The following is a 24,395-nucleotide window of genomic DNA, read 5'->3' on the forward strand; positions in this document are numbered from 1 at the left end:
CTTCAGCTTGCCAAGCAGCCGCTCCTGGACCGGACGCGAATGTCAGGCGGCGCGGCAGACTCTATTATACGGCGAGCGAGTGAGACTGTCTAAACATCGATCGCTCTAAAGTGCCGAACAATGGCTTCTTCGATGCTTAAAGCCGCCAACCAGGATGTTTTTGGGTTATCAGGCAAAGGCTTGTTTTGAAGCTCAATCGAGAAACTGCCAAAAGCACCTGTCGCCTCTACTCGATGGAGGTTCGTAGTCGCGTCAGGGTCTGCAATTAGCACGACGCTGGTTGCCTCGAAGCCGATGCCAGCGAGGGCGACCGCAGCGGTCACATTGGCGTTTTTGGGATAAAGTCGTGCAGCCTGCTCCGCATTGCCTTTATATATTACTGTCGGCTGGCAAAGAGACGCCAAGTCAACTGCATCCGCTGCCGGTGTACCCGTCCAGGCGTTGGGCGGTTTCGTTCCGGTATATGCGACGGAGCTTAGTCCCGCGCTTCTTGCGGATCTCAGGACATCAAGACCCCCAATGGCACCTGATACTGCAGTTAGGCGACTACCTCCCTTTGTCGCGGCGGCTTCAAGGCTGTCCAGCAGCGTCTTGTCACTCAGACTGCCCACGGAAACGATGATGGTGTCGATTCCTTTTCGCAACAACGCGGGAACGAAGTCACGGACAGCGTCGTGACTCGCGCATTCAACAACGAGTGAGGGATGCCAGTCGATCAGGTCCGCAACATCATTGAAGAGCCTCACCCCGCCCAGTTCGCTCGGCGCCGGGGCGAACTCCCTAGGTACCAGCGTCGCTGCAACTTCAAAATGATTGCCAGACCTGCGAAACGACGCCTGCAAGCTGCGTACCATCGCTCCAAAACCAATAACCGCGATGCGCCTTCTATCGTTTGGCAAAACAGATCCTCCGAAGAATTACGCGATGGTGTGGGCAAGGATTGGTAGACGGGGGCCCAGCTTCACGTAGGTCTGCTTGGTCTCCATGTATTCATGAAGCGCGTCCAGGCCGTTCTCACGGCCGAAACCGCTTTGCTTGACGCCACCTTGCGGCAGCTGCACGGCCCCCTCCAGATAGGTGTTGGCAAAAACGGTCCCTGATTTCAGCTTCCGCGTGGTCAGAAGAACCTTGTCGATGTCCTTGCTCCACACGCCGTTTGCCAAACCATATTCTGTGAGATTGGCAAGGTTAATTGCCTCTTCCAGGCTTTTGAACCTTGTGACGCATAGAACCGGTCCGAATATCTCCTCTCGGAAAACTCGCATGTCTGCCGTGACTTCAGTCAGGATCGTCGGACCAATGAAATAGCCGTCATCGTACTCCTGGCCGCGAAGACGCTGTCCGCCACAAATCACGACAGCCCCTTCCTTTTGCCCTTCTGCAATATAAGCGAGGACTTTGTGCATGTGGCTTTCGTGAATAAGCGCACTCATGTCGGCCTGCTCATCCGTCGGATGGCCGACATTGATCAGCTTGGCACGCTCCGCAAGTTTCGACACGAAGTCATCGGCAATGCTGTCCTCAATGATCAAGCGCGCTCCGGCAGCGCAGACCTCGCCCTGATTGAAGACAAAACCAAAAAGGATGCCATCCAGTGCGGCGTCGAGATCCGCATCGGCAAACACGATGTTCGCACCTTTTCCGCCAAGCTCCAACGCAACGCGTTTTACGCTCTCGCCACATTTTGCGCCGATCCGCCGTCCGACGGCAGTGGATCCGGTGAACGAGATCATCGAAACATCCGGGTGGCCGGTGAGAGCTTCACCCACGATCGCACCGTTGCCTGTCACAACGTTGATAACACCCGCAGGAATACCGGCTCTCGTCGCCAGCTTCGCGATTTCCAGGGCGGTGCTGGAGGTCAGTTCCGATGGCTTGATAACCACAGTGCAGCCGGCAGCGAGCGCGTAGGGAAGTTTCTGGAAAAGGCATACCAGGGGAAAGTTCCACGGTACGATCATGCCAACGACCCCGGACGGTTCTTTCGTGACGAGGCCAAGTACTCCAGGACCCAACTGCGTATGCGCTTCACCTTTCGCCGTGATCGCAAGCGAGGCCGCAAAACGGGTCATTTCAACAACCATTGCCAGTTCATGGACGGACATCTTTATTGCTTTAGATGCCTCTTCCGCCTCCATCTGGACGAGATGGTCGGCATCGTCAGCGATCAGGTCGGCAAATTTATTGAGCAATTTTGCGCGGGCGGAGCCAGTGAGATCCGCCCAGTCCTCGCGATGGAACGCTCTGACCGCTGCCGAGACGGCGTCATCAACATCTTTCGGCGTGCCGGCCGAAAAGCGCGCAAGCAGTGATCCGTTCACCGGTGAATGGCGGTCGATCAAAGTTTGTGAGGGATCAGACAGCACGCCGTCGATAAAGTGGCCGTAAATACGGGGCGAAAGATGCGATTGAGTCTGCAGCATGATAGGCCTCCATCGGAAATCAATTCCAGTAACTCATCGTCAGAGGTCGGAATGCCGGCTGCCTCGACAACCTGCCTGAATGCATTCCGCCGAGAACAGAAAGCGCTGCTAATTGGCTACAACACGCACGAATTCGGGCGGGGCGTACACGCCAACCACATCACCCACCTGCCGATTGCATCGATCTGTGACCGCAATGAAACGGGTTTCCCCCGCCGTCAGATATACGTTGGTGGTCTGACCCAATGGTTCGACAAAATCGACGACCGCACGCGCGGAGCCGGTAGAACCTGGTTGGACAAGCTTCAAATGTTCAGGTCGAATGCCGGCGCTGAACTGACCTGTTGAATCTAGTCTACCCGCGATCAAAGCCTGCTCTTCATCGGGAATAGAGTCGACAAATTCTTGTATCTGACAGGTCGGACGACCTGGCTTCTTCAGAGATGCAGCAAAAAGGTTCATAGGTGGCGATCCCATAAAATCCGCCACAAAGCGCGTCAGGGGCCTGTCATAGATCTCTAGCGGTGATCCGACCTGTACCATGTCGCCTCTCCGCATAACCGCTATGCGATCGGCCATGGACATAGCCTCGATCTGGTCGTGGGTTACATAGATAGTCGTGATCCCGAGGTCGGAGACAAGCTTCTTGATCTCAGTCCTCATGACTGCGCGAAGCTTAGCGTCAAGATTCGAAAGCGGCTCATCCATAAGGAAGACCTTGGGATTTCGAACCAGAGCTCGAGCAAGCGAAACGCGCTGCCGTTGACCACCGGAAAGCTGAAAGGGCTTGCGGCTAAGGTAATCGGCGATCCCGAGCCTACCGGCCGTTTCCTCGACCTTTCTGCGGCGATCGGCCTGTGGCACTTTACGAATCTTCAACGGAAACGCGATGTTCTCGAAGACCGTCATGTTCGGGTATAGCCCATAGTCTTGGAATGCCATCGCGATGTCGCGATGGCGGGGCTCTGCAAAGGTCACGTCCTTGCCATTAATATGAATGGAGCCGGATGTAGGCAATTCTAGCCCTGCGACCATTCGCAGTGTGGTCGTTTTCCCGCAGCCTGACTCGCCCAGCATGACGAAAAACTCACCATCGGCAATATCAACCGACACTCCATTGACGACGGTAACGGCGCCGAACCGCTTTTGCACGTTCCTGATCTGAATGCCCACGATAATCTCCTCTAGCCCTTTACCGCGCCTAGCGTCAGGCCGCGAACAAGATAGCGTTGCATCAGCAGAACAAGCACGACGACAGGCAGTGACATGATGACCCCCGCCGCTGAGGCCATGCCCCACGCGATGGATTTTGCGTTCAAAGTATTTGCCGCTATGACCGGAAGCGTTTTGGCCGCATTCGATGTCAGCATCGACGCCAAGAGAAACTCGTTCCAGGCAAACATGAAAACGATGACCATGGTCGCGGCCAGTCCCGGCAGAAGCAGGGGCAACATCACTCGCCAAAATGCTTCAAGCCTTGAACAACCGTCGATCAATGCGGCTTCTTCGATTGACTGCGGAATGTCCTGAATGAAGACGCGCATGACCCAAACCACAAAAGGGAGACCGGAAAGGGCATATGCGGCGATAAGCAACCAGTAAGTATCGAACACACCAAGCCAGCGAGCCAGGATGAACATCGGAACAACGCTAACGATCGGCGGCAACATGCGAATTGATAAAACTTCGAACGCGATCAACTGTTTGTTTCTTATATCGAACCGTGCCAGCGCATAGGCAGCAAGCGTTCCGCAGACCATTGCCAGACATGTGGACAAGCCTACTATGACTGCGCTGTTGATGAACATTTTCATTATGCCAAGTTCTTCGACCAGCTTGACATAGTTTTGCAGACTCGGAGCGAAAACCCATACCGGCGGGTACGCTGTAATACTCTGGTCGCTTTTCAAAGAGGCAGTGACCATCCAAAAAATTGGGAAAGCAAAAAAGGCTGTGGCAAGAAGCGCCAGCATGTAGACAAGGATCATCTTGGAGAAGCGGCCAATAGGGGCTCGATGTACGGACATTGACAACTCCTACCGGCCTTCTTTTTCGGAAATGATGCGTGTGAAACCGGAGAGCTTCGTAAAGATCAAAATAATGACAGTCAGGATCACGAGGGTGATCCACGACAATGCGGAGCCGTAGCCAAGATCAAAAACTCGGAAGTTTACTCTCTGCAGATAAACGCTAACGAGGTCGGTTGCGAAATCGGGGCCGCCTCGTGTCATAATGAATGCAGCGTCGTATGTCCGGAAAGCATCCACGATGCGCAGGAGGGTTGCGATAACGATGACCGGCTTGAGGAGCGGCAAGGTTATCGAGAAAAATACCCTTATGGCACCCGCCCCGTCGATCGCGGCAGCCTCAAACGGACTCTTTGGCAACGAAGAGATGCCGGCAAAGACGATAAGGAACATAAAGGGCGTCCATTGCCAAATATCCACGAGAACAATTGACAAGAGCGCGGTGCTTGATGAGGAAGTCCAAAGTTGCGGCTGCAAGCCAATGACGGTTAGAATGTAGTTGAGCACTCCGAGATCCGGCATCATCATGACACGCCACACGATCCCGACCGCGATTGGCGTAATCAACATCGGAATCAATATGATCGTGCGTAACAAGAAGAATCCGGGATAACGCATATTGAAAAGCAGGGACAACAGCACAGCGAGTATCAGTGACGACGTCACACTCAGTGTGACGAAAACAAAAGTGAGGCCCAGGGCATGCCAATATTGCAGGTCAAAAAATGCCTTAGCGTAGTTTCCCAGGCCTACAAAGCGAGCAATGCCGCCGTGCGAGGGGTTGTAGTCCGTCAGTGAAATGTAAAGCGAATACACCATCGGGAAAAAACCGACGACGTTCATGAGAACGAAAGCTGGCGTGAGAAGCAATAAGCCGGCGCGGCGCTCCCCTGCCCTCTGCGCCTTATCGCCACCCACTTTTGCCGTTGAAATTGAATCCGTCATGCTCACGACGATTCCCCATATACGAGAGGAATGACCTCCAGGGGCCACTCCTCTATACATTTTGTGCGAAGTTAGCGGATAACACCCTGGACGCGAACTTCGGCGTCCTTCATCGCTTGTTCAGGGGTCTTTCTGCCGAGTACGGCGGCTAGAATTTCTTCGTATAAAACGCGCTGCACTTCAACCGCGTTCGGAGCTCGATAAGGGGTCAACGCGATCGTAGTGGTCCCTCGCTTCTTGAAATCCTCGTACACATTCAGAGACGGAATTTTTGCCCGCACTGCCGGATCGTCAAGTTGCGACTTCAGCACAAGATTTGTTTCGCCGTTCTCCAGAAAGAGCCTGTAGCCCTCGCCCTTCAGCATCCAATCCAGGAATTTGTAGGCCTCGCTCGGATTATTCGAAAAGGCACTGACAGCCAGCGAAAGGCCGCCGGTCATCTGCTGCTGGTATTTCTCACTTGGAACGGCTGCGTACCCAATTTTGCCCTTCAACGGGCCGTTCTCCATGCCAGCGAACACATCCGACCAGCTGATGAACATCGCGGCTTTTCCCTGCGAGAAAAGCGAGACGCCATCAGGATAATCGAGACCTTCGGCACCTTTCGGCGCAAACGGGAGCACTTCCTTGATTCGCTCGATGGCCCTTGCACCCTGGCCTTCCGAATTGAACACCGGCCGGAGCGCACTGTCCAGCACGCCATCGTCGTCCGGGCCCAGCTTTGTCATGCTCATCAGTCGGGTCGCCCAGTCCCCCGACATGTGAGCATCCTGGCCGCCGAGCAGCAAGATATTGCCAGCAACTTCATCGGTGTGAAGCGCCTCAGCGCATTTTCGATAATCGTCCCAGTTCGTGGGCACCGAAAGACCCTTGGCCTCGAACAAATCCTTTCTATAGACGAAGATCGGAGTCGAAAGCGTCATCGGTATGCCGAAACTTTTGCCGTCATACTTCAGATACTTCAAAGACGCCGGGGCGACGTTTTCGTACTTCAAGGGCGGAAGTGATGGATCATCAGCCTTGATGTCATCAACCGCTTTCACCCACTTGTTGACGAGAAACTGATGAGAAAACATATTGTCCAAGACCAAGAGATCGTAGGTCGAGGAACCTTGCGACATCTCAACCAGGAGCTTTTCATAGTGCTCGTTTTGAGGATTTTCTTCAGCGGTGATTTCCGCATCGGTATAAACCTTCGGGATCACCTTTGCCAGGACGTCGCAAAAAAGCAGATTTGTATTCAGAATGTTGAGGCTTTTGCCGCTAGCGGCACGCGCTCCAGACGAACTGAGATTATAGGCGGCGAACAGAGCAGCAGCAGCCTTCAAGGCCGTTCGGCGGCTCATTTCCCAATGATTGATACCGTTAGACATGTATGCCTCCACCATTGTTCCCGTATGGTTTATGACTGTCGTGACATTCCTGTGCGAGCCAGGTGGCGCCGTCTTCTGCGGCTACCATCTGAAATGCAGCGCCGCTATCGCGGCTATTTCCGTTGCTCCATGTGTACTGGCCGTCCCGGCAGCTTGCGTCACCGCAGCCTGATCAACGTAACCATGCAGCCTGCTATCAGACAATGGTAAAATCCAACAAAACATTGGACTAAGTGCTTCTGTCGCGTCACCCGCAGGTCGACGCCCGAATCCTTCTTACCCAGACGGCGGATCGTCTCGGAGGAAACCAACATGCCGGGTTCCTGCGGCATTCCGCCGGCTCAGGGGGAGCTGAAAGTACAGCCAGATCGCGTCGGCAATGATCTCGGCAGGAAAGACGGTGGCGCTTGTAGCTGACAGCGGGCGTATGCATGCTGCGCGTCTGGTGGCGAAAATCCTGGAGCTTGGTTTGTGTCGCGAGCTGCCGCAGTGAGCTTCGTGAACCAGGCCTGCTTCCCCGGGCCTTTCGATTTTCAGAGAGGACGCGCTGCCATTCCTCGTCACTGCATTCGGCGACCGGCCAATATGTGACGATGCCAGTGCTGTTAACAAGAATGCCGGTCCGCCCGTAGTCACTGCTCAATTCAGCCGACACTGGCCAACGTGAGTTCAACGGCGGTGCTAAGGCGTCTCCTTGAGCGAAGACTAGGCGAGCTCCTACGATAGACCTAAGCGGTCTTGTGCCTGAAACCATGGGAAAATGTAACGCGCGGCGCAGGATTTGATGGGCCAGTAAGCAATATCTCGCCTACGCTCCACAACCGCCACCGGTAGGTCCTCCAACGCTGCTTTCCCAGCTGCGAACTCACCCAGAAGCCGACCGAGGTTTTGAGCTAGATTGAGACCGCGGGTCGAAAACCCGACGAGCGAGAAGACGTTGGCTCCAAGCCGCAAGACATGGGGGAGGTGTGATTCAGACATCGCGCAAAACCCCTCCCAGTAGGCCTCCAGGGCGACGTCGTGCTCCGATAACTGCGGGTAGAGGAGTTTCAGTCGGCTGCGAGCGTGACTTTCACCGTAGCGTCTGCTGTTGCCAAGTGCGAACACCGCCCCTCCCGTGATTAACCGGCCCTCGGAATCTAGCCTGCCGAAACCGCCAGACTTACGGCGATCTGAAAAGCACATCTGGGTTTTCAAGATAGATGCCCGAAGCTCTCTGCGCAGCGGCTTGGTTGCAACCTGATAAAGATTAACAGGGATTGCAGAGCGCTGTACTTCTTTAAAGACATCCCCAGTGTAGCCGCCGGTGGCGATAAGGATGATGCTCGCTTTCACCCGCAATTCGCCGCAAACCGCGACCGGCAGGGTGGCCGTTTGTTCGATGCTCTGGATCGACGTATTCTCAAAAATGCGAACACCCGCCTTCATCGCCACCCTTGCAAGGCCCAGCGCCAAGCCGTAGGGGTTGACAGAGCCGCCGGTCGGGTTCGACCAGCCACCGATATAGCCAACGGCGCCAAGGAGGTCGTGAGTGTCAGCGGCGGAGTGCCACTCGACCGGCGCTCCGAAAGCCTTCCATTGTTCATAGGCACGCCGAACTTTTGGCAGTGAGTGTTGTGAGTGCGCCGGCTGCATCCAGCCATTTTGCGCAGACGAGCAGTTGATTTGAAATTCAGCTGCTTGCTGGAAAATCATGTCCGAGCCGGCTACGACGAGTTCGCAAAGAGCCTGCGCTTTCTTCGCACCAAGGATCGACGCAACGTCTGAAGGTGTCATCGTCCCCGGGAAATGTGGGATGCTATTGCCGCCATTTTTTCCGGATGCACCCGCGCCCACAGTTCGCGCATCGACAAGAACAACGCTGGCACCATTTCGGGCTGCATGGATTGCGGCGCTCAGACCACAAAACCCGCCTCCAATCACCAAAACGTCGGCAACTTGGTCTTCTTCCAATGTGGGGAAGCGGATGATCGGCTCGGCGAGGGTCTTGCTCCAAATAACCGATTGCATCGACGGATCGATTGGGTCCGCAATGGACATCATAAAATCCTCTGGCCATTCAAGATGGTGCAGCGCCCTTCAACAATGGCGTGATGAACTGGGGTTCTATGAGGCGCTCGATACCGCGCGGGCCCATATCCTACTTTTTCACCTCAATCGACGCGAACGAAGATTGGCCCCCGTTCGATCACTGGGTCTAGAATACCGGTTGAGAGTTCGTCTGCGGCATCGAAAAGATCAGGGGGGTTTCGGTGTGGTGCGGGGTATTGCAGTTCGGCTTTCATCTCATCGGAATATAAATATGCACCTGCGAGCAACGTGGAGAGGAAATAAAAGGTCTCGTTGTCCTGCGCCTCCAATTCACGAAGCTGGTCCCACATCTGTTCCGAAGGTATCGCCGACAGCCCGCCGAGGATCGCCGTCAGTGTGGCGAAGTGCTTGTCGAGGATTGCCGCCGCGCGGGTGACGAGACTTTCGAATTTTGCGAGGCCGCTACCGGACGGATTTCCGTTAGCGGCCGGTATCAAAGTGTCGGCGACAACCCGCAGCGTTTGCATTTCCAGATCGGTGAAGTTGCGAGGAGGAGCCTGCCGGAGCATGGAAACGGAAAGGCGCTCATTTGTGTGGGCTTGCTGAACAGTAACCATTGTCAATTTGCCTCGTTTAAGGTCGCGATAAGCTGTTTTGCGTTGCGCAGCGCGAGCGCCGCAATCGTGCTGGTCGGGTTCGCGGCGCCGCCGGTCACGAATATGCTCCCGTCGGAGATGACCAGATTGGGGACGTCATGAGCTCGGCCATATTCGTCAACCACGGAGGTCTTCGCATCCTGACCCATCCTGCCGGTTCCGAGCAGGTGCCCGGGCTCGCCTTTCAAGTCAGCGATCTCAACGAGCTTCTTTGCCCCTGCCACCTTATGAATTTCAACGAGCTTCCCCATGACGTAACTGCGCATCTTCAACGTATTTTCGCTGTACCGATAACTGATTTTTGGTGCGGGAATACCATCACCATCGCAAAGATCGGGATCCAGCGTAACCCGATTGCTTTCTTCTGGCAGGTCGTCGATATTCGCCCCCCAGAAGATCGCGTTGCGCGCATCCCGAATGACTTGATGGAAGTTCGCACCCCAAAGCGCATCGAATGGCAAAAGCCTGTGGGGGTCGATACCATTGAACAGCAGCCCAGGCGTTGGACAGGCATGCAATTTCGGACCACGCACGAAGCCGCGAGAACGATCGGTTTCAAAGAACTGCATTGAACTGATGACGGACCCGACAGGACCGCGCCAGGATTCCAGATCCTCGTCATAGTAGCCGATAACGGTGCAGTTTGGGTGCAGCATCAGGTTCTTGCCCACCAGACCGGATGAATTGGCCAGCCCATGAGGATGCTGCTCACTTGCCGAAAGCAGAAGCAGTCTTGGCGTGCCTATGCCATTGGCGCAAACAACGACCTGTTTGGCCCGCGTGTGATACTGCGTTCCCTTGCTGATCCACGCAGCACCCGTCGCAGCACCGCTCTCATCTGTCGTAATCCTGGAAACACGAGCACCGGTGACCAACTTAGCGCCAGCTTTGATGGCCGCTGGCCAATACGCCATGTCGAACGACGCTTTGGCACCTTCGGGACACCCTTGTATGCAGGTGCCCCAACGCGCGCATGCTGCAAGCGCGCCAATCTTCTGGCTGGGGATCGCATTGGCGTGTGGCCACCAATGCCAGCCCAACTCGTTCATGGCCCCGGCGGCTTTCAAGCCAAGCTTGCCGAGGGGCATCGGGGGCAGCTTAGGCGAAAGTCCTTCAGGATAAGCCGTGTCGCCTTCCACGCCGGACACACCGATAAAATCGTCGACCTCGTCGTAGAATGGAGCAAGCTTGTCATAGCTAATCGGCCAATCGTCGGCGACGCCATCAAGAGTACGAACGCGAAAATCCGACGGTGCAAGCCGCGACCAGAGAGCGCTGTAGTGGATGGTGGAGCCGCCAACCGCATTGTACATCGATGGTGCAAGATCGGTCTCGGAGACGTTCAAGGGATAATCAGCCGGATTTCCCCGGCGATTTGGTTCAGCCTGCCAATGACCCCGGGCAACGATTTCCCACATGTCGTGGTTGGCGGCATAATCCGACGGAAGCGCGTAGTCTCCCTGCTCCAGACAAATGACCCTGAAACCTGCCACAGCGAGTGTATGTGCGGTTATCGCCCCCGACGGCCCAGAGCCGATAATTACCGCATCATAAACATCTTCTTCCAGAGCCGCGTCCATTGTCCTACCCATATGGTGGCCTCTTGCCACTCGCCGGTCCCCGCTTCCAGCGACCATGGCATTGAGGCGAGCGAAACTGGACTGAGCGTCGTCGCTCAAGCGTTTCGAAGTTCTAATGACGAGTGGACGGTAGCGACAGTCGATCACCGGAGACAATAGAAAAATCTAATCAATCCTTGGACATTTCCGCATCGGCCAGGACCAGGCTCCGCAGGCGGCGACCTGACCGGCCCGATCACTTTCGATTAGGAGGCGATGTCGGCTAAACCAGCCTCAACCGGTGCAGTGACTATTTCTGCCTTGTCAGCGATAGCCGATACCGATCACCGTGAGGGTCAATCGCGAGACGCAACTGCGCATGTATTGGTTTTCGTGTTTTTCTCGATCGCTGAAGACAGTGGTCGACCGTTGGTCCCTCCTCCAGTTGAAGAATTTTGACGGCGCAAAGCCCGCATTCGCCGCGTTGAACAGTCGTAGATCATCTCGATCCCTGCGCTCATCAGCGCATTGAGCAACGACTGGTCCGGCCGAGCCTGTACGGTGACGCCCTTGTTGGCGACCCTGTCTTGAAACGGCATTTCTGCGTCGCCAAAAACCTCGCGGCGCAGTCGGCTGACGGGTCCCGGCCACTTTCAAACCGGTCCGAACAAGGCCGACGCGGGATCGGAGGTGGGATCACGGTTCAGGAAGTGTCGTGCGACCTGACCTCGAAACCAGATGACCGCTAGATCGCCATTTACGCGTCGATGCCAAAATTGTTTGAGCTCGATGGGAGGTATGTAGAACGGTGGCTCCAGAGCTTTGACATTCGCCGTCTGTACAGCGAGCTGAGCAACCGCCCGCGGCACGACGGAAACCATATCAGAATGCGCGATCAGAACCGGCAGGCTCATGTAGTGCGGGGACCGCAGAAGCACGCGTCGCCTCAGCCCGAGATCGAGCATACGCTTCTCGAAGATTTCCTGGCTCCGGCCTTCCGCGGCGACGATGGCATGCTCCGCTTCAAGAAACTGTTCCGCGCTGATTGTTTCGCCAATCCTCGGATGATCGCGCCGCACGATGCAGGCGAAAGGATGGTCGAAAAGCTTCTGCTGGAAAAACGAGGCCTCCGAGAGATCGGGGAAATACCCGACAGCGAGGTCAAGCGATCCGTTCGCCATCGCTTCCTTGAGTTCGTTTGGCTTTAGGGAAAGGCAGCGGATGGACGTGTTCGGAGCCTGCTCACGCAGGACCCGCAGGAGCGCCGGCAACCAAACAAGCTCGCCGATGTCGGACATGCTCACCGAGAATACCCGGTCGGTCGTAGCCGGATCGAAACTCCTCTCTTGCAGGAGTTCACTCCTGATCGTCTGCAGAATCCGACCGATGGGATCGGCGATCGAGTCCGCGAACGGAGTAGGCTGCATGGAGCCCGCCTGCCTCACGAACAATTCATCTTTGAAGAACATGCGCATCTTGTTCAGCGCAACACTGATCGTCGGCTGGCTCATGCCCAATACGCGAGCGGCGAGCGTTACGCTCCGCTGCGCGTACAGCACCTCAAAAACCAGCATGAGGTTCAAGTCGAGCCGCCTAAAATTCATAATTCAAATTATCCCTATTAATAAAATTTGCTAGGCAAATTTTCCAAGGGCGTCTAATTTGGCTTCGTCGGTCGAGGACCCGACACGCTGGGAGGCGCACACCAATATTATTCCGGGCAATACCGATCCGAGGCGCAGGGTTTCGGCCGGAATGCCAAGGACTGCGGAGGCCACAGCCACGCCCTGTGGGGGAGGTTATCTGGAATGTGCGTTTCGGGGCCGCGACGGCACCGATAGTCCGTTTCGCTCAGGAGAACGCCGAATATCGGCGTCTTTTGACAGGCCTGATCGAACTTTCTCCCAATCGCGCTAACCGAGGTCGGCTGGCGCCTATGTGGCGCGGAGATCGTCCACAGGATGATCGAAAGCGACCAAAGAAAAGCAGCCGGCCAAAGCGGCAAAACGGTTCTCGCGGTCGGGTCAAGACCGATACCAGGCCCGGCGCCCTCATGAGACGCGAGCCGACAAACGATAGACGACGGAACGTTCTCGATGCAGCCGGCTGGAGCAACGCCAGGCCCACGCAGCGAGGTCTTGCCGCACCTGCTGAGAGACACGCGGTATCACGTTGAAGGAGCTCCCATGACAGTCCCACAGGAACAGCCCGCCACGGAAGTTCGCCGCGATAACGGCGGAGCTTTGCCAATCTCCGACTTTGACCCTTTTTCGATCGAGTTTTTCAAGGACCCGTTCCCCATCCATGAGGAACTGCGGGAGTGCGGCCCGTTATTCTACCTCTCGAGATATGGCATCTATGGAGTTGCCCGGTACGAGCAGGTCCATCAGGTCCTTATGGATTGGCAAACGTTCTGTTCGAGCCGCGGCGTCGGCCTGGCGGACTTCGCCAAGGAAAAACCGTGGCGGCCGCCGAGCCTCGTTCTTGAGAAGGACCCGCCCGAGCACGACCGGGCGCGAAAGATACTTTCGAAGGTTCTTTCCCCGGTAACGGTGAAGAAGCTAAGGGAATCTTTCGAGGCCTCCGCGGAACGCACGGTCGACGCGCTGCTCGTCAGGGGTCGCTTCGACGGGGTTCGGGACCTGGCCGAAGCCTACCCAATGTCCGTATTTCCCGATGCCGTGGGGCTGGGCGCGGAAGGCCGGGAACACCTGCTCCCGTACGCGGGATTGGCGTTCAATGCATTCGGGCCTCCCAACGAGCTGCGAGACCAGGCAATCGCTAAGGCCACTCCGCATGTCGCATACGTGACGGAACAATGCCGTCGGGAAAATCTGGCCGGCGCGGGGTTTGGCGCCGAGGTTCATGCGGCCGTCGATGCCGGCCAGATAACGTTCGAAGAGGCTGTGCTCCTCGTGCGGTCCCTGCTGACAGCAGGCATCGACACCACTGTAAACGGAATAGGAGCCGCGCTGTACTGTCTCGCGCGATTCGATGACCAGTGGGAAGCGTTGAGGTCCGAACCGCAACTCGCCAGGAATGCCTTCGAGGAAGGTATCCGGTTTGAGTCTCCCGTTCAGACTTTTTTCCGGACCACCACTCGTGCAGCGGAAGTCGGAGGCCATGTCATTCCCGAAGGCTCAAAGGTCCTTATGTTCCTTGGTGCCGCAAATCGGGATGGCCGAAAATGGGAGCGGCCCGAACTCTATGACATTCGCCGCGTCACGAGTGGGCACGTCGGATTCGGTGCGGGCATCCACATGTGCGTTGGACAACTCGTGGCACGGCTGGAAGGCGAATTGATCCTCAGCGCGTTGGCCCGGAAGGTCAAGCGCATCCGGATCACCGGGGAGCCGGTCCGAGCTTTTAACAACACCTTGCGCGGGCTGCGAAGCCTCCCAATGGAAATCGAATGATCCGGAGCATCCAATGCGGGTAATATTTGTGTCGCCTGACGGAAGCGAGCGCAGCATCAGCGTGCCGGAGGGTATGAGCATCATGGCGGTTGCTACGAGCAACGGCATTGACGGCATCGTTGGGGAGTGCGGAGGGAACGCGATGTGCGCAACCTGCCACGTATACATCTCTGACGAGCGCCTCAAATCACTCTCGGAAGAGGAAGACGAACTTCTGGAAGGCACCGCTGAAGAACGGACGTCGGAAAGCCGGCTTGGCTGCCAGATCAAGCTGACGGGCGACCTCGATGGGCTGCGGATCCGTCTCCCGGCGCGTCAGGTATGACCGAACGCATCGTCATCGTCGGAGCCGGACAGGCCGGATTCCAGCTTGTGCTTTCCTTGCGACTGGCCGGGTACGGAGGGGCGATCGTCCTGGTAGGCGACGAGCCTGGCCTTCCGTACCAGCGCCCGCCGCTGTCGAAGGCCTATTTGCTCGACAAGCTTCCGCTCTCCGAACTCGTCTTCCGCCCGGAAGACTTCTTCGTCGAGAACCGTATCCAGCGCATTGCCGCCACCGCCACGGCCATCGACCGCAAAAGCCGGCGCGTCCTACTCGATCGCGGGGACGCGGTGGAGTACGACCGGCTCGTTCTCGCCATGGGGGCTTACCGCCGGGAACTGCGAGTGGAGGGCGCGGATCTCGAACGGGTCCATGGCCTGGCGACACTGGGCGACGCGGACAGGTTGAAGAGTGCGCTCCGGAATGGCTGCCGACAGACGGTCATCATCGGCGCGGGCTTTATCGGGCTCGAATTCGCGTCCGTCGCAAGACACTTGGGGCTGGACGTCACTGTTGTGGACGCCGCTTCCCGTGCCATGGTCCGAGCGGTCAGTCCGGCAGTGTCCGCTTATTTCGAAGCGCATCACTCACAGCAAGGCACTAGACTTCTTTTCGGAGAAGGTGTCGGCCGTATCACCGGATTGGGCGGAACGGTTACGGGTGTCGAAACATCATCCGGCCAGCTCCTGCCTGCGGACTGCGTCGTCACAGGCATCGGCGTCATACCCAACGACGTGCTCGCGCGCGATTGCGGGCTAGAAGTGGATAACGGCATCATCGTGGACGGGCAACTGGCCACGGGCGATCAGAATATCTTCGCGATCGGGGATTGCTGCAACTTCCTGTTCGGTCCTGCGGGTACGCGGTGTCGGCTGGAGTCCGTTCAGAATGCGACTGACCAGGCGCGGCTTCTCGCCGCGCGGCTGGCAAAAGGCGAACACGCGCAATACAGCGCCGTTCCCTGGTTCTGGTCGGATCAAGGTAACCTGAAGCTTCAGATTGCCGGGCTCGCCGCAGGATGCGACGAATTCGTCGAACTGCGGGAAGCCAACGGCCTCTCGGTTCTGTGCTTTCGAAAGGGCGTGCTCGCCGCAGTGGAATCGATTAACCGGCCGGCAGACCACATGGCCGCGCGCCGCCTCCTGGCTTCCGTCGGCCGGCGCCCGACACCTGCGGAAGCTGGGCGGGACGGCTTTGTGCTGAAGCGCTTCACTGCTGATGCAACCGCGCAGAACATGACGGAATAGCGATGCTGCACATTCGGCTTGGGGGTAGTTGCCTCAGCTCTGGAATGGTGCTTCTCGCAATTTCGCTGGTCGTTCTGTGAGCAGGAGCTTGCGCGCCGCCATCTCCGCGATGGCATGCTTGTCGCAGCCGCGAACACGAACGTCAGCGCGATTCCCTCGAGCGGTTCCTTTAAGCGTTGGTAGACATATCTCACTTTCGATAAGCCGTGATCACCTTGCGGATCGCATCGGCTATCTGCCCGAGATGATGGTCCTCCATTCTGTCCGTCCACCACATGCAGATGGTTTCTCGGCAGGCACGCTCGGCCACCGGACAAAGTTCGGTGTCAAAGTCATCCTTGCGAACGCCATCGAGGGTGAACGGCAGGCCCGAACTGCCGAACGTTTTGTGTTCCCTGATCAAGGGATATCGATAGAGGGGGATCTGACCGGGATAGCCGATGAAACCGTCGATGCCCTCGGCCGTCAGGGCTTTCATGATTTCCGGGATCGGCCGCGACAATCTTTGGGGATCCAGGCGAAATGAATAGAAGAAATAGACGCCGGTTGTCCCTGGCAACGGTAGGACCGGAATGACATCGGTACCGGAAAGCAGCGCGGTCAGCCTGTCGGCGGCGCTAACCCGCGCCTTGACAAACTGGTCCAGCTTTTTCAGCTGCGCCAGGCCCACCGCAGCTTGCAACTCCGTCATGTGGTAGTTCGGCGCGAGAAACAGATGGTCGCGGCCTCCCCTTTCGCGCGGCCATCCCTTGTCGCTGCAATGTCTGAGCCCGCGCCCGAAACGCTCGTCCTCATTGCTGATCACCATGCCGCCGTCGCCAGTGGTCATGTGTTTCGACTGCTGGAAACTGAAACAGCCGAGATTACCCAAGGTGCCGCACAGCTTTCCCTTGTACAAGGCGAGATGAGCTTGTGCGCAGTCCTCGATGACGAAGAGGTTGTGTTTCTTCGCGATCGCCATGATCGCATCCATGTCCGCCGGATGACCGTAGACGTGCGTGACGATGATCGCGCGGGTACGCGTGCTGATGTTCCGCTCGATGGACGCCGGGTCGATGTTGTGGGTCTGGGGATCGACATCGGCAAAAACCGGGATGGCGAGTTGGGAAATGATGGGAATAACGGTGCCGACATCCGTCACCGGGGAGAGGATGATCTCGTCACCAGGTTCGGGATTGAGATAGATGACGGCCGTATGAAGTGCCGCCGTCCCGCTGCTGACGGCGACCGCGTGGTGGACACCATATCTCGCCGCAAATTGCCTTTCGAACTCACCCGTTTTCGGACCGACGAGAAAGGAAAGGCTGCCCGACTTGAGCACGTCTGACAACTCTTTCATCTCTTCGTCGCCGAGCGTGCGCCCGGATGCATCGCGAAAGCTCGGAAGGGTTCCCTCGATGGCGCGCGGACCGCCATTGATAGCCAGATCTTGCATTGCGATATCTCTTTTCGGGTTCTGGAACATTTGTTTGCCGGTCCACTGGGGGCTGATGAAATGCCTAGAGGCCGAGGAAGTTGGCCATGAGTTGAAGCTGATGCTCAAGCATGTGCCGGCCGAGATGGATCCTGCAGCCGATGCCGCGAGCAGCCTCGAGAAGCGGCGTTATCTCGGGCTCCATGATGACTTCGGCCACCACCATGTCTGGCGACAGCATGGCGGTGTCGAGCGGAAGCGGGTCGGATTCCTTCATGCCCAGCGTCGTGCCATTCACGACGAGGTCGTGGCCGACCGGGTTTGCGGACCCCAGTCGCACGTCGATGCTACCGTGCGCATCGACCAGTTTTTCGCGCAGCGCCCCGATCTTGGCCTGTGTGCGGTTGGCAAGGGTCAGATGCCGCACGCCTGCTTCGACCAGTGCAAAGGCAATCGCATTCGCGGCCCCTCCTGCGCCGACGAGGTAGGCAGACTTGCCCTCCAATTCGACGCCAGCGTACCGCAGCCCTTCCACAAAACCGATGCCGTCGAGCTGATCGCCAATGATCCGCCCATCCGTATCGCGCCGCAGGACGTTCGCGGCGCCAACGGCGCGAGCCCGCGGGCTGACCTCATCGCAAAGCCGGATGATCGCTTGCTTGTGCGGCACTGTGACGATCGCTCCGTCGAAACTCTTGACCCCGCGTAGTCCACCAACAAGAGCCTCCAGATCCGCCGGCGCTACATTCAGCGGCACCATGACCGCATCCGCGCCCCTCAGCCTCGCGATGCGGTTGATCTCAGGGGGCGCTTTTACGTGTTCGGTTGGATGCGCGAGAATCCCAAGAAGACGCGTCTTCCCGGTGATCTCGATATTTTGGCGCTCAAGATTCGACAGCATCTAAGGCAAGTCCCTTCCGCAGTCCGCGCAGTTTCTGGATGCAGGTCCGTGCTGGGAGCGGCGCGCCGTTTCTGGTGCCGTCCGTGTCGTCGGTGTGCACGGCACTGGCAACGTCACCTGCCCCAGTTCAGAGCTATGGGATCGACGCTACGCGCGAGTTCGAGCAGGCCATCGCGCGTCGCCGGATGCAGGGGTTTCAGTGGATGCCTGACATGATCGGATTTGATGACCTTGCCTTCAGCCATGACGGTCTTTGCCGCCCGCAAGCCGCATTGTCGGTTTTCATAGTTGATCAGCGGCAGGATACGCTCGTAAGCCTTCATCGCATCCTGCCTGTTGCCGTCGCGATGATGCTGGATGACCGGGCCGATGAGGTCCGGAAGCAAGGCGCTTGACATGACGCCGGTGGCACCGGCGTCGAGATCGGCCATCAAGGTGATCGCTTCCTCGCCATCGAAGGGTCCCTCAATCGCGTCGCCACCCCTCTCGATCAGGTCACGGAGCTTGCCGGCCGTGCCCGGCACCTCGATCTTGAAATAGCGTACCAGAGGGAGGGACCGCGCCAGACTGACGAGGAATTCGACTGAGAGGGAAACGCCACTCAACGGCGCGTCCTGGATCATGATCGGCAAACGTGCCGCGTCCGCGACCCCAGCGAAATGCTCCAAGATCGAAGCTTCATCGAGCTTAATACCGGCGCCATGATAGGGTGGCATCAACATGATCAGGCTGGCGCCGCAATCCGCCGCATGGCGTGCGCGCTCGCTGGCGATCCCGGTGCTGAAATGGCTGCAGGTGACCATAACGGGCACGCGGCCCGCCACATGCTCCAGGCATAGTTCCGTGAGTTGTTTCCGCTCGTCGTCGGACAGCAGGAACTGCTCTGAATAATTGGCCAGGACGCATATGCCGTCGACCTTCTGATCGATCATGCAATCCAGAACGCGGCGCTGACCGTCAATATCGATTTCTCCGGTTTCCGTGAAGGGCGTCGGCGCGACTGGAAACAGGCCCGAATACGGTTGATCCTTAGCCATTTTCGAAAAATCCCCCAAGGCACCCTTTTGATTCAAAGTCTTCTCTTGACTTTCAGTCGTTTAACATAAATGATTTTTGCACGCAATACTCATTAATGGAGATGAAGGTGCCAATTTCTCAGTCCGCTCCGGCCATCATCCGACTGCATGACGCCGACAATGTCGCTGTCGCCACGAGGCGGATAGAAGCGGCCGAAGACCTCGGCGGGATTGTCGCGGAGGCAATAATCCCTAGCGGCCACAAGCTTGCGTTGCGCGCCATCCGCGAAGGCGAGCCGGTGACCAAATATGGACAGGTCATCGGCCGGGCGAGCACCGATATCCGACCCGGCAGCCATGTCCATCTGCACAATCTCGCAATGCTCGACAGCGCGGTTTCGCATGAATTCGCCGTCGATGGCGGGCAGACGCCTTTGCTGCCCGAAGACCAGCGCAGGACCTTCCGGGGATATCAGCGTACGTCGGGGCTGGTCGGCACCAGGAACTATATCGGCATCATCACCTCGGTGAACTGCTCGGCGACGGTGGCTCGCGCGGTCGCCGATCATTTCAAGACGAACGGCTTCGGCCAATTCACCAATGTCGACGGCGTTGTGGCTCTCACTCACGGTACGGGATGCGCGATCCCCACCAACACCGAGGGATACCAGTATCTGCGACGAACGCTGAGTGGCTACGCGAGGAACCCGAATTTCGCCGCCATCCTGATGATAGGGCTCGGCTGCGAGACCAACCAGATCAGCCACCTCGTCAAGGCCTTCGACCTGGAGGAGGGCCCAATGCTGCGGACCATGACGATCCAGCAGCTTGGCGGCACGCGCAAAACGATCGAAGAAGCGATTGGCATCATTCGCGAGATGCTGCCGGCCATCAACGACGAGCAACGGACGACCGTTTCGCTTTCCGGCATCAAGCTGGCGCTTCAGTGCGGCGGATCCGACGGCTATTCCGGCATCACCGCCAACCCGGCGCTCGGATATGCCGCCGATCTTTTGGTCAGGCATGGCGGCACCGCTGTGCTCAGTGAAACGCCCGAAATCTACGGCGCCGAACATCTGCTGACGCGCCGCGCGGCGACACCGGAGATCGCCCGCAAGCTGATGGCGCGAATTGACTGGTGGCGCGACTACACCGCGAAGAACGGCGCTGAGCTCAACAACAATCCCTCGCATGGCAACAAGGAGGGCGGCCTGACCACGATCCTCGAGAAGTCCCTGGGGGCGGTCGCCAAGGGCGGATCGATGCCGCTGCGAGAAGTCTATGAATACGCCGAACCGATCCGGGAACCCGGATTCGTCTTCATGGACACGCCGGGCTACGACCCGGTCGCCGTCACCGGACAGGTCGCGGGCGGGTGCAACCTGATCGTGTTCACGACAGGTCGCGGCTCCGTTTCCGGATTCAAGCCGGCGCCTTGCATCAAGGTTGCCACGAACAATGCGATGTTCGAGCACATGAGCGAGGACATGGACATCAATTGCGGCGGCATCATCGATGGAAGCGACAGCATCGCCAAGGCAGGCGAGCGCATTTTCGAAAAGATTGTTGCCGTCGCTTCGGGCGAACGCACGCTGAGCGAAGGCTACAATTATGGTGACTCCGAATTCGTCCCTTGGCAAATAGGGGCGGTAACCTGACGTCTCGGAAGGGGTCGCATGGGGCATCGCCCGCTCGCTTATGAATCCATCGCCGACATCCTCAGAAGGGCTGTCCTCGGCGGATCCGTTCCAGAAGGCACTGTCTTGCTCGAGGGACCGATTGCCGCCCTCTTTGGCTCCAGCCGGTCGCCGGTCAAGCAGGCGCTTGCCACGCTGGAGGCAGAAGGGCTGGTGCGGCGGTTTGAGGGCCGCGGCGTGCTGGCGGGAAACGGCGGGCCGCCGCTGCGGCTGAAGATAACGGGCGAGATGCTCGATCTTGAAGCGCCGAAGAACGCCAAGGCCTTCGCCTGGCAATCCTACTATTACGACTTCGAGGAAACGGTCGTCCTGCGCGCGGTGTTTGGAAGCTGCCGCATCAACGAGCTGGCTCTGGCGCGCCACTACAAGGTGGGCAGGACCGTTGCCGGAGACATTCTGAACCATGCGGCGAAGAACGGCATCGTGATAAGCGACGAGAAATCCCGGTGGTGGATAAATCCGCTCGACGAGCGCCGATTCCAGGATTTGTATGAAATACGGCTGTTGCTCGAGCCGGCTGCTCTGCGCACCGCGATGGCCCGCATTCCTTCCGACGCACTTTCCGAAATGCGCCGGCGCCTGACGCAGGCCTCGGCAAAATTTCCGCTGGTGGAGCCGGCCGAACTGGATCGGCTCGAGGAGGATCTGCATGTGAATCTGCTGCAGTACAGTTCCAATTCCGACATACTGGAAACCCTCGTCCGCACGCGCGGCATCCTCGTCGCGGGCAAGCACATCCAGAGGGCGGTGCGGGGCAGTTTGCCGATCGACGCCTTCATGGACGAGCATCTGGAAATCATGGACGCCATCGATGCTGGCAACGTCGCTTCGGCGCAGAGCGCGCTGGGCGAACATCTGCAGCGGTCGAGCGACAAGGCCGTTGAGCGCTTGCGGGCGTTTCGCAAAATCAGCGTTGTGTCGCATATGTCCTATCTGATCGATTAGCGCCGGGACACACAGGCATCGCCGCTCAGTCGGCCTTCGGGCCGGAGTGGGATTCCTGAATTATCTGGTCCTTGATGATCTCCCGCAACGTCTGCGCCAGGTTCGGCGTGGCGCTGGAGCAGCAAACGAGAATGGAACTGGTTGGCTCCTGTAGCGACATGTAGCCGTGTTTCATGGTGCTATCGAGATAGACGCTATCTCCCTGCTCCAGATCCATTGGCTCATAATACTCGCTGTAGAGACGCACCTTGCCACTCAGGACGAGCATGAATTCCTCGCCCACATGCGCGGTCAGTGGCCCCATCTCCTCGGGGGTCATCGCCTGCACCTCGATATAGATCGGGATGATGCGCTTGTGCGCCACGTCGGCGGACAGGTAGCTGTAGCTGTAATGCTGGCGATCAAGCCTCTGGCCTTCGAAATTGCGGCTGATGCTGCGCCGTGCAACCACAAGCGGTGGCGTGGGCTCGCTGGGCGGCGAATTCAGCAGATCGCCGATCTCGACACCAAGGCCGTGCGACAGCTTCAATATGGTGTCGAAATTCGGTGAGATGTGACCGTTCTCGATCTTCGACAATGTCGAAGTGGCAATGCCGGTCATGGAGCTGACTTCGGCCAGCGTCCATCCATGATAGGCGCGCCGTTCCTTCAGCAATTTTCCAAGGTCTTTGGTTTGTTTGTTCATATCTTGCCGTCGTTTCCAATTGCCTAGACCACAATCTTCGCCACGCTATGGCTTGCGTTCAATACTTTCGCGAAGCGACATTGCACCCAACGCCGCGAACAACAACGTTACGCACAGCACGATCGAAACGAGCGCATTTATCTCAGGGGTAAAGCCGGTTCGCATCATTGCCCAGAGCCGCATGGGCAGCGTCGTCTCCCCGCCGACGAGAAAGAACGTGACCAATGTTTCGTCGAACGACAGCGCAAAAGCAAGCAGCGAGCTGGTCAATAGTGCCGATCGCAACTGCGGGAGAACAACATAGAGGAAGGTTTCAAGACCGTTTGCGCCGAGATCGAGAGATGCCTCTATCTGGGAATTCTCAAGTGTGTCGAGCCTGATTGTGACCATGCGATAGACCACCGCCAGGATCAGCACGATGTGGCCGATCGTGACCGTGATCAGGCTTCGCTCCAGCCCGATTTCTCGGAATGCGACCAGCAGCGAGATTCCGGTGATGATAGCCGGCAGCACGAATGGCAGAAAGATAATGAACTCGACATAGGCGCGGCCACGCCGCACACCGGTTTTCATGTAGTAGGCCAGCGCCAATGATATGATCGTCGCACTGACCACAGCGCAGATCCCGACGACGATCGAATTGTAGAGCGCCGCCAATAGCTGCGAATTGTCCGCCAGCCGCCCGTACCATTCCAGGCTGAAGTTCGACCAGTCGATCTGATGGTTCTTCATGGCGAAAAATGAAAACAGGATTACGATCAGTGCTGGTGCGTAGAGCACCATGAATGTAAAGCCGCCGACAACCCACAGAAGTGCGATGGTGAGGCGTTCCAACCTGGTCATCCCAACCTCGCTTTTCGCGCGATGAGGGAGGCCAAGCCTATCAGCGCTATGACGGTGACGAGCAACACCACGGCGAGTGCTGCCCCGAAAGGCCAGTTGAATGCCATGCCGAACTGGCTCCATATGGCGCGACCGAAGGTGAAACCCTCGCTTCCTCCCACCATCTGGGGCGTCAGATAGTCGCCGAGTGCGATGACCATGACAAACAGCGCACCGGCAATCGAACCCGGCAGGCTGAGCGGCAGGATGACGGTCAGGAATATCTGCCCAGGCTTGGCGCCGAGATCGGCCGCGGCACTCAGCAGGGATTGCGGTATGCGCTCCAGCGCCAGAAAGATCGGAAGGATTCCAAATGGCAGATAGATCACAGCCATCGCCAGCATGACGGCGGTCTGGTTGAAGATGAACAGTTTGCTCGGCGCATTGATGACGCCCGACGCCATCAGGAAGGAATTCAGGAAACCGTTGAAACCGAGAATGCTGCGCATCGCATAGATCTTGACCACATAGTTCATGACCAGCGGCAGCGCACTGAGCAGGAGCAGCAGGTAGCGCTTCGAGCCCTCCAGCCGCCAGATCAGGTAGGAGATGATGTAGCCCAGGAACAACGCCACTGCCGCCACGACGAAGGCAAGTTTTACGGTTCCTAAGAACACGTAGAGGTAGCTGCTGCTTTGGAAGAACGCCGCGTAGTTTGCCAGGGTCAGATGGCCGGTAGCGATGTTGTCCTTCTGTTCGAGAAAGCTGTAGGCCAGGAACGACATCAGCGGTGCCAGGATCATCACCGTGGGCACGCCATAGACGAGCAGCCTCACAACGATCTTGCCTGGCGAGGCAAGCCAGCGAGGCGGTCCAACACTGGTGTCAGCGAGTTCAGCGGGAACGACGGTCATCA

At 57.7% G+C, this 24,395-nt stretch carries 21 protein-coding genes; 5 read left to right on the plus strand and 16 right to left on the minus strand.

The window, feature by feature from the left end; translation table 11 throughout:
- Positions 1-89 precede the first annotated feature (89 nt).
- From LB519_RS15655 to LB519_RS15700, 10 genes are all read right to left on the minus strand, one after another.
- Positions 90-899 carry an aspartate dehydrogenase gene (locus LB519_RS15655; protein WP_224620504.1) on the minus strand — a complete coding sequence of 270 codons (810 nt, stop codon included), beginning with the start codon at positions 897-899 and terminating at the stop codon, positions 90-92.
- A gap of 18 nt (positions 900-917) precedes the next feature.
- Positions 918-2,423, minus strand: coding sequence for an aldehyde dehydrogenase family protein (locus LB519_RS15660; protein ID WP_224620505.1), 1,506 nt, complete (start codon positions 2,421-2,423; stop codon positions 918-920).
- A 108-nt stretch (positions 2,424-2,531) separates the two neighbouring features.
- On the minus strand, positions 2,532-3,596 hold the full coding sequence (locus LB519_RS31325; protein ID WP_224620506.1) for an ABC transporter ATP-binding protein: 1,065 nt from the start codon (positions 3,594-3,596) through the stop codon (positions 2,532-2,534).
- A gap of 11 nt (positions 3,597-3,607) precedes the next feature.
- Entirely contained in the window at positions 3,608-4,450 is an 843-nt protein-coding gene (locus tag LB519_RS15670) for a carbohydrate ABC transporter permease (RefSeq protein WP_224620507.1), read from the minus strand.
- A 9-nt stretch (positions 4,451-4,459) separates the two neighbouring features.
- Positions 4,460-5,395: a carbohydrate ABC transporter permease gene (locus LB519_RS15675; RefSeq protein WP_224620614.1), complete on the minus strand. Its 936-nt coding sequence runs from the start codon at positions 5,393-5,395 to the stop codon at positions 4,460-4,462.
- A 71-nt stretch (positions 5,396-5,466) separates the two neighbouring features.
- Positions 5,467-6,768 carry an ABC transporter substrate-binding protein gene (locus tag LB519_RS15680; protein ID WP_224620508.1) on the minus strand — a complete coding sequence of 434 codons (1,302 nt, stop codon included), beginning with the start codon at positions 6,766-6,768 and terminating at the stop codon, positions 5,467-5,469.
- A 717-nt stretch (positions 6,769-7,485) separates the two neighbouring features.
- On the minus strand, positions 7,486-8,808 hold the full coding sequence (locus tag LB519_RS15685; RefSeq protein WP_224620509.1) for an NAD(P)/FAD-dependent oxidoreductase: 1,323 nt from the start codon (positions 8,806-8,808) through the stop codon (positions 7,486-7,488).
- A gap of 113 nt (positions 8,809-8,921) precedes the next feature.
- Positions 8,922-9,416: a hypothetical protein gene (locus LB519_RS15690; RefSeq protein WP_224620510.1), complete on the minus strand. Its 495-nt coding sequence runs from the start codon at positions 9,414-9,416 to the stop codon at positions 8,922-8,924.
- A gap of 2 nt (positions 9,417-9,418) precedes the next feature.
- Positions 9,419-11,035 (minus strand): GMC family oxidoreductase, encoded by a 1,617-nt coding sequence (locus tag LB519_RS15695; RefSeq protein WP_224620511.1) that lies wholly within the window; start codon positions 11,033-11,035, stop codon positions 9,419-9,421.
- 632 nt (positions 11,036-11,667) lie between these two features.
- Complete coding sequence (locus tag LB519_RS15700; RefSeq protein ID WP_224620615.1) at positions 11,668-12,588, minus strand: LysR family transcriptional regulator; 921 nt, start codon at positions 12,586-12,588, stop codon at positions 11,668-11,670.
- 612 nt (positions 12,589-13,200) lie between these two features.
- On the opposite strand from LB519_RS15700, the gene LB519_RS15705 reads away from it, so the two are divergent.
- The 3 genes from LB519_RS15705 to LB519_RS15715 are packed head-to-tail and all read left to right on the plus strand — an operon-like array spanning position 13,201 to position 15,999.
- Positions 13,201-14,430, plus strand: a complete 1,230-nt coding sequence (locus LB519_RS15705; RefSeq protein ID WP_224620512.1) for a cytochrome P450 — start codon at positions 13,201-13,203, stop codon at positions 14,428-14,430.
- A gap of 13 nt (positions 14,431-14,443) precedes the next feature.
- Positions 14,444-14,755, plus strand: coding sequence for a 2Fe-2S iron-sulfur cluster-binding protein (locus tag LB519_RS15710; protein ID WP_224620513.1), 312 nt, complete (start codon positions 14,444-14,446; stop codon positions 14,753-14,755).
- Positions 14,752-15,999: an NAD(P)/FAD-dependent oxidoreductase gene (locus tag LB519_RS15715; RefSeq protein WP_224620514.1), complete on the plus strand. Its 1,248-nt coding sequence runs from the start codon at positions 14,752-14,754 to the stop codon at positions 15,997-15,999. The genes LB519_RS15710 and LB519_RS15715 overlap by 4 nt, the downstream gene beginning before the upstream one ends.
- 190 nt (positions 16,000-16,189) lie before the next feature.
- Here the strand turns inward: LB519_RS15715 and LB519_RS15720 are convergent, their stop codons facing one another.
- The 3 genes from LB519_RS15720 to LB519_RS15730 form a co-directional block, all read right to left on the minus strand.
- Complete coding sequence (locus LB519_RS15720) at positions 16,190-17,434, minus strand: DegT/DnrJ/EryC1/StrS family aminotransferase (protein WP_224620515.1); 1,245 nt, start codon at positions 17,432-17,434, stop codon at positions 16,190-16,192.
- A 64-nt stretch (positions 17,435-17,498) separates the two neighbouring features.
- Complete coding sequence (locus LB519_RS15725) at positions 17,499-18,314, minus strand: shikimate dehydrogenase family protein (protein WP_224620516.1); 816 nt, start codon at positions 18,312-18,314, stop codon at positions 17,499-17,501.
- 113 nt (positions 18,315-18,427) lie between these two features.
- On the minus strand, positions 18,428-19,351 hold the full coding sequence (locus LB519_RS15730) for a dihydrodipicolinate synthase family protein (protein WP_224620517.1): 924 nt from the start codon (positions 19,349-19,351) through the stop codon (positions 18,428-18,430).
- A 113-nt stretch (positions 19,352-19,464) separates the two neighbouring features.
- On the opposite strand from LB519_RS15730, the gene LB519_RS15735 reads away from it, so the two are divergent.
- On the plus strand, positions 19,465-20,988 hold the full coding sequence (locus tag LB519_RS15735) for a UxaA family hydrolase (protein WP_224620616.1): 1,524 nt from the start codon (positions 19,465-19,467) through the stop codon (positions 20,986-20,988).
- Positions 20,989-21,006: 18 nt separating this feature from the next.
- Positions 21,007-21,972 carry a GntR family transcriptional regulator gene (locus tag LB519_RS15740; protein WP_224620518.1) on the plus strand — a complete coding sequence of 322 codons (966 nt, stop codon included), beginning with the start codon at positions 21,007-21,009 and terminating at the stop codon, positions 21,970-21,972.
- 25 nt (positions 21,973-21,997) lie between these two features.
- On the opposite strand, the gene LB519_RS15745 is transcribed toward LB519_RS15740, so the two are convergent.
- The 3 genes from LB519_RS15745 to LB519_RS15755 all read right to left on the minus strand — a co-directional run bounded on the left by LB519_RS15745 (position 21,998) and on the right by LB519_RS15755 (position 24,393).
- Positions 21,998-22,627 carry a helix-turn-helix domain-containing protein gene (locus LB519_RS15745; RefSeq protein ID WP_263484779.1) on the minus strand — a complete coding sequence of 210 codons (630 nt, stop codon included), beginning with the start codon at positions 22,625-22,627 and terminating at the stop codon, positions 21,998-22,000.
- A 75-nt stretch (positions 22,628-22,702) separates the two neighbouring features.
- Positions 22,703-23,500, minus strand: coding sequence for an ABC transporter permease (locus LB519_RS15750; RefSeq protein ID WP_224620520.1), 798 nt, complete (start codon positions 23,498-23,500; stop codon positions 22,703-22,705).
- A complete protein-coding gene (locus LB519_RS15755; RefSeq protein ID WP_224620521.1) occupies positions 23,497-24,393 on the minus strand; it encodes an ABC transporter permease in 897 nt (298 codons plus the stop codon). The genes LB519_RS15750 and LB519_RS15755 overlap by 4 nt, the downstream gene beginning before the upstream one ends.
- Between the last annotated feature and the right edge of the window lie 2 nt (positions 24,394-24,395).

Origin of the sequence: Mesorhizobium sp. AD1-1 (assembly GCF_020164655.1) — a bacterium.
Taxonomy (GTDB): Bacteria; Pseudomonadota; Alphaproteobacteria; order Rhizobiales; family Rhizobiaceae; genus Mesorhizobium; species Mesorhizobium ciceri.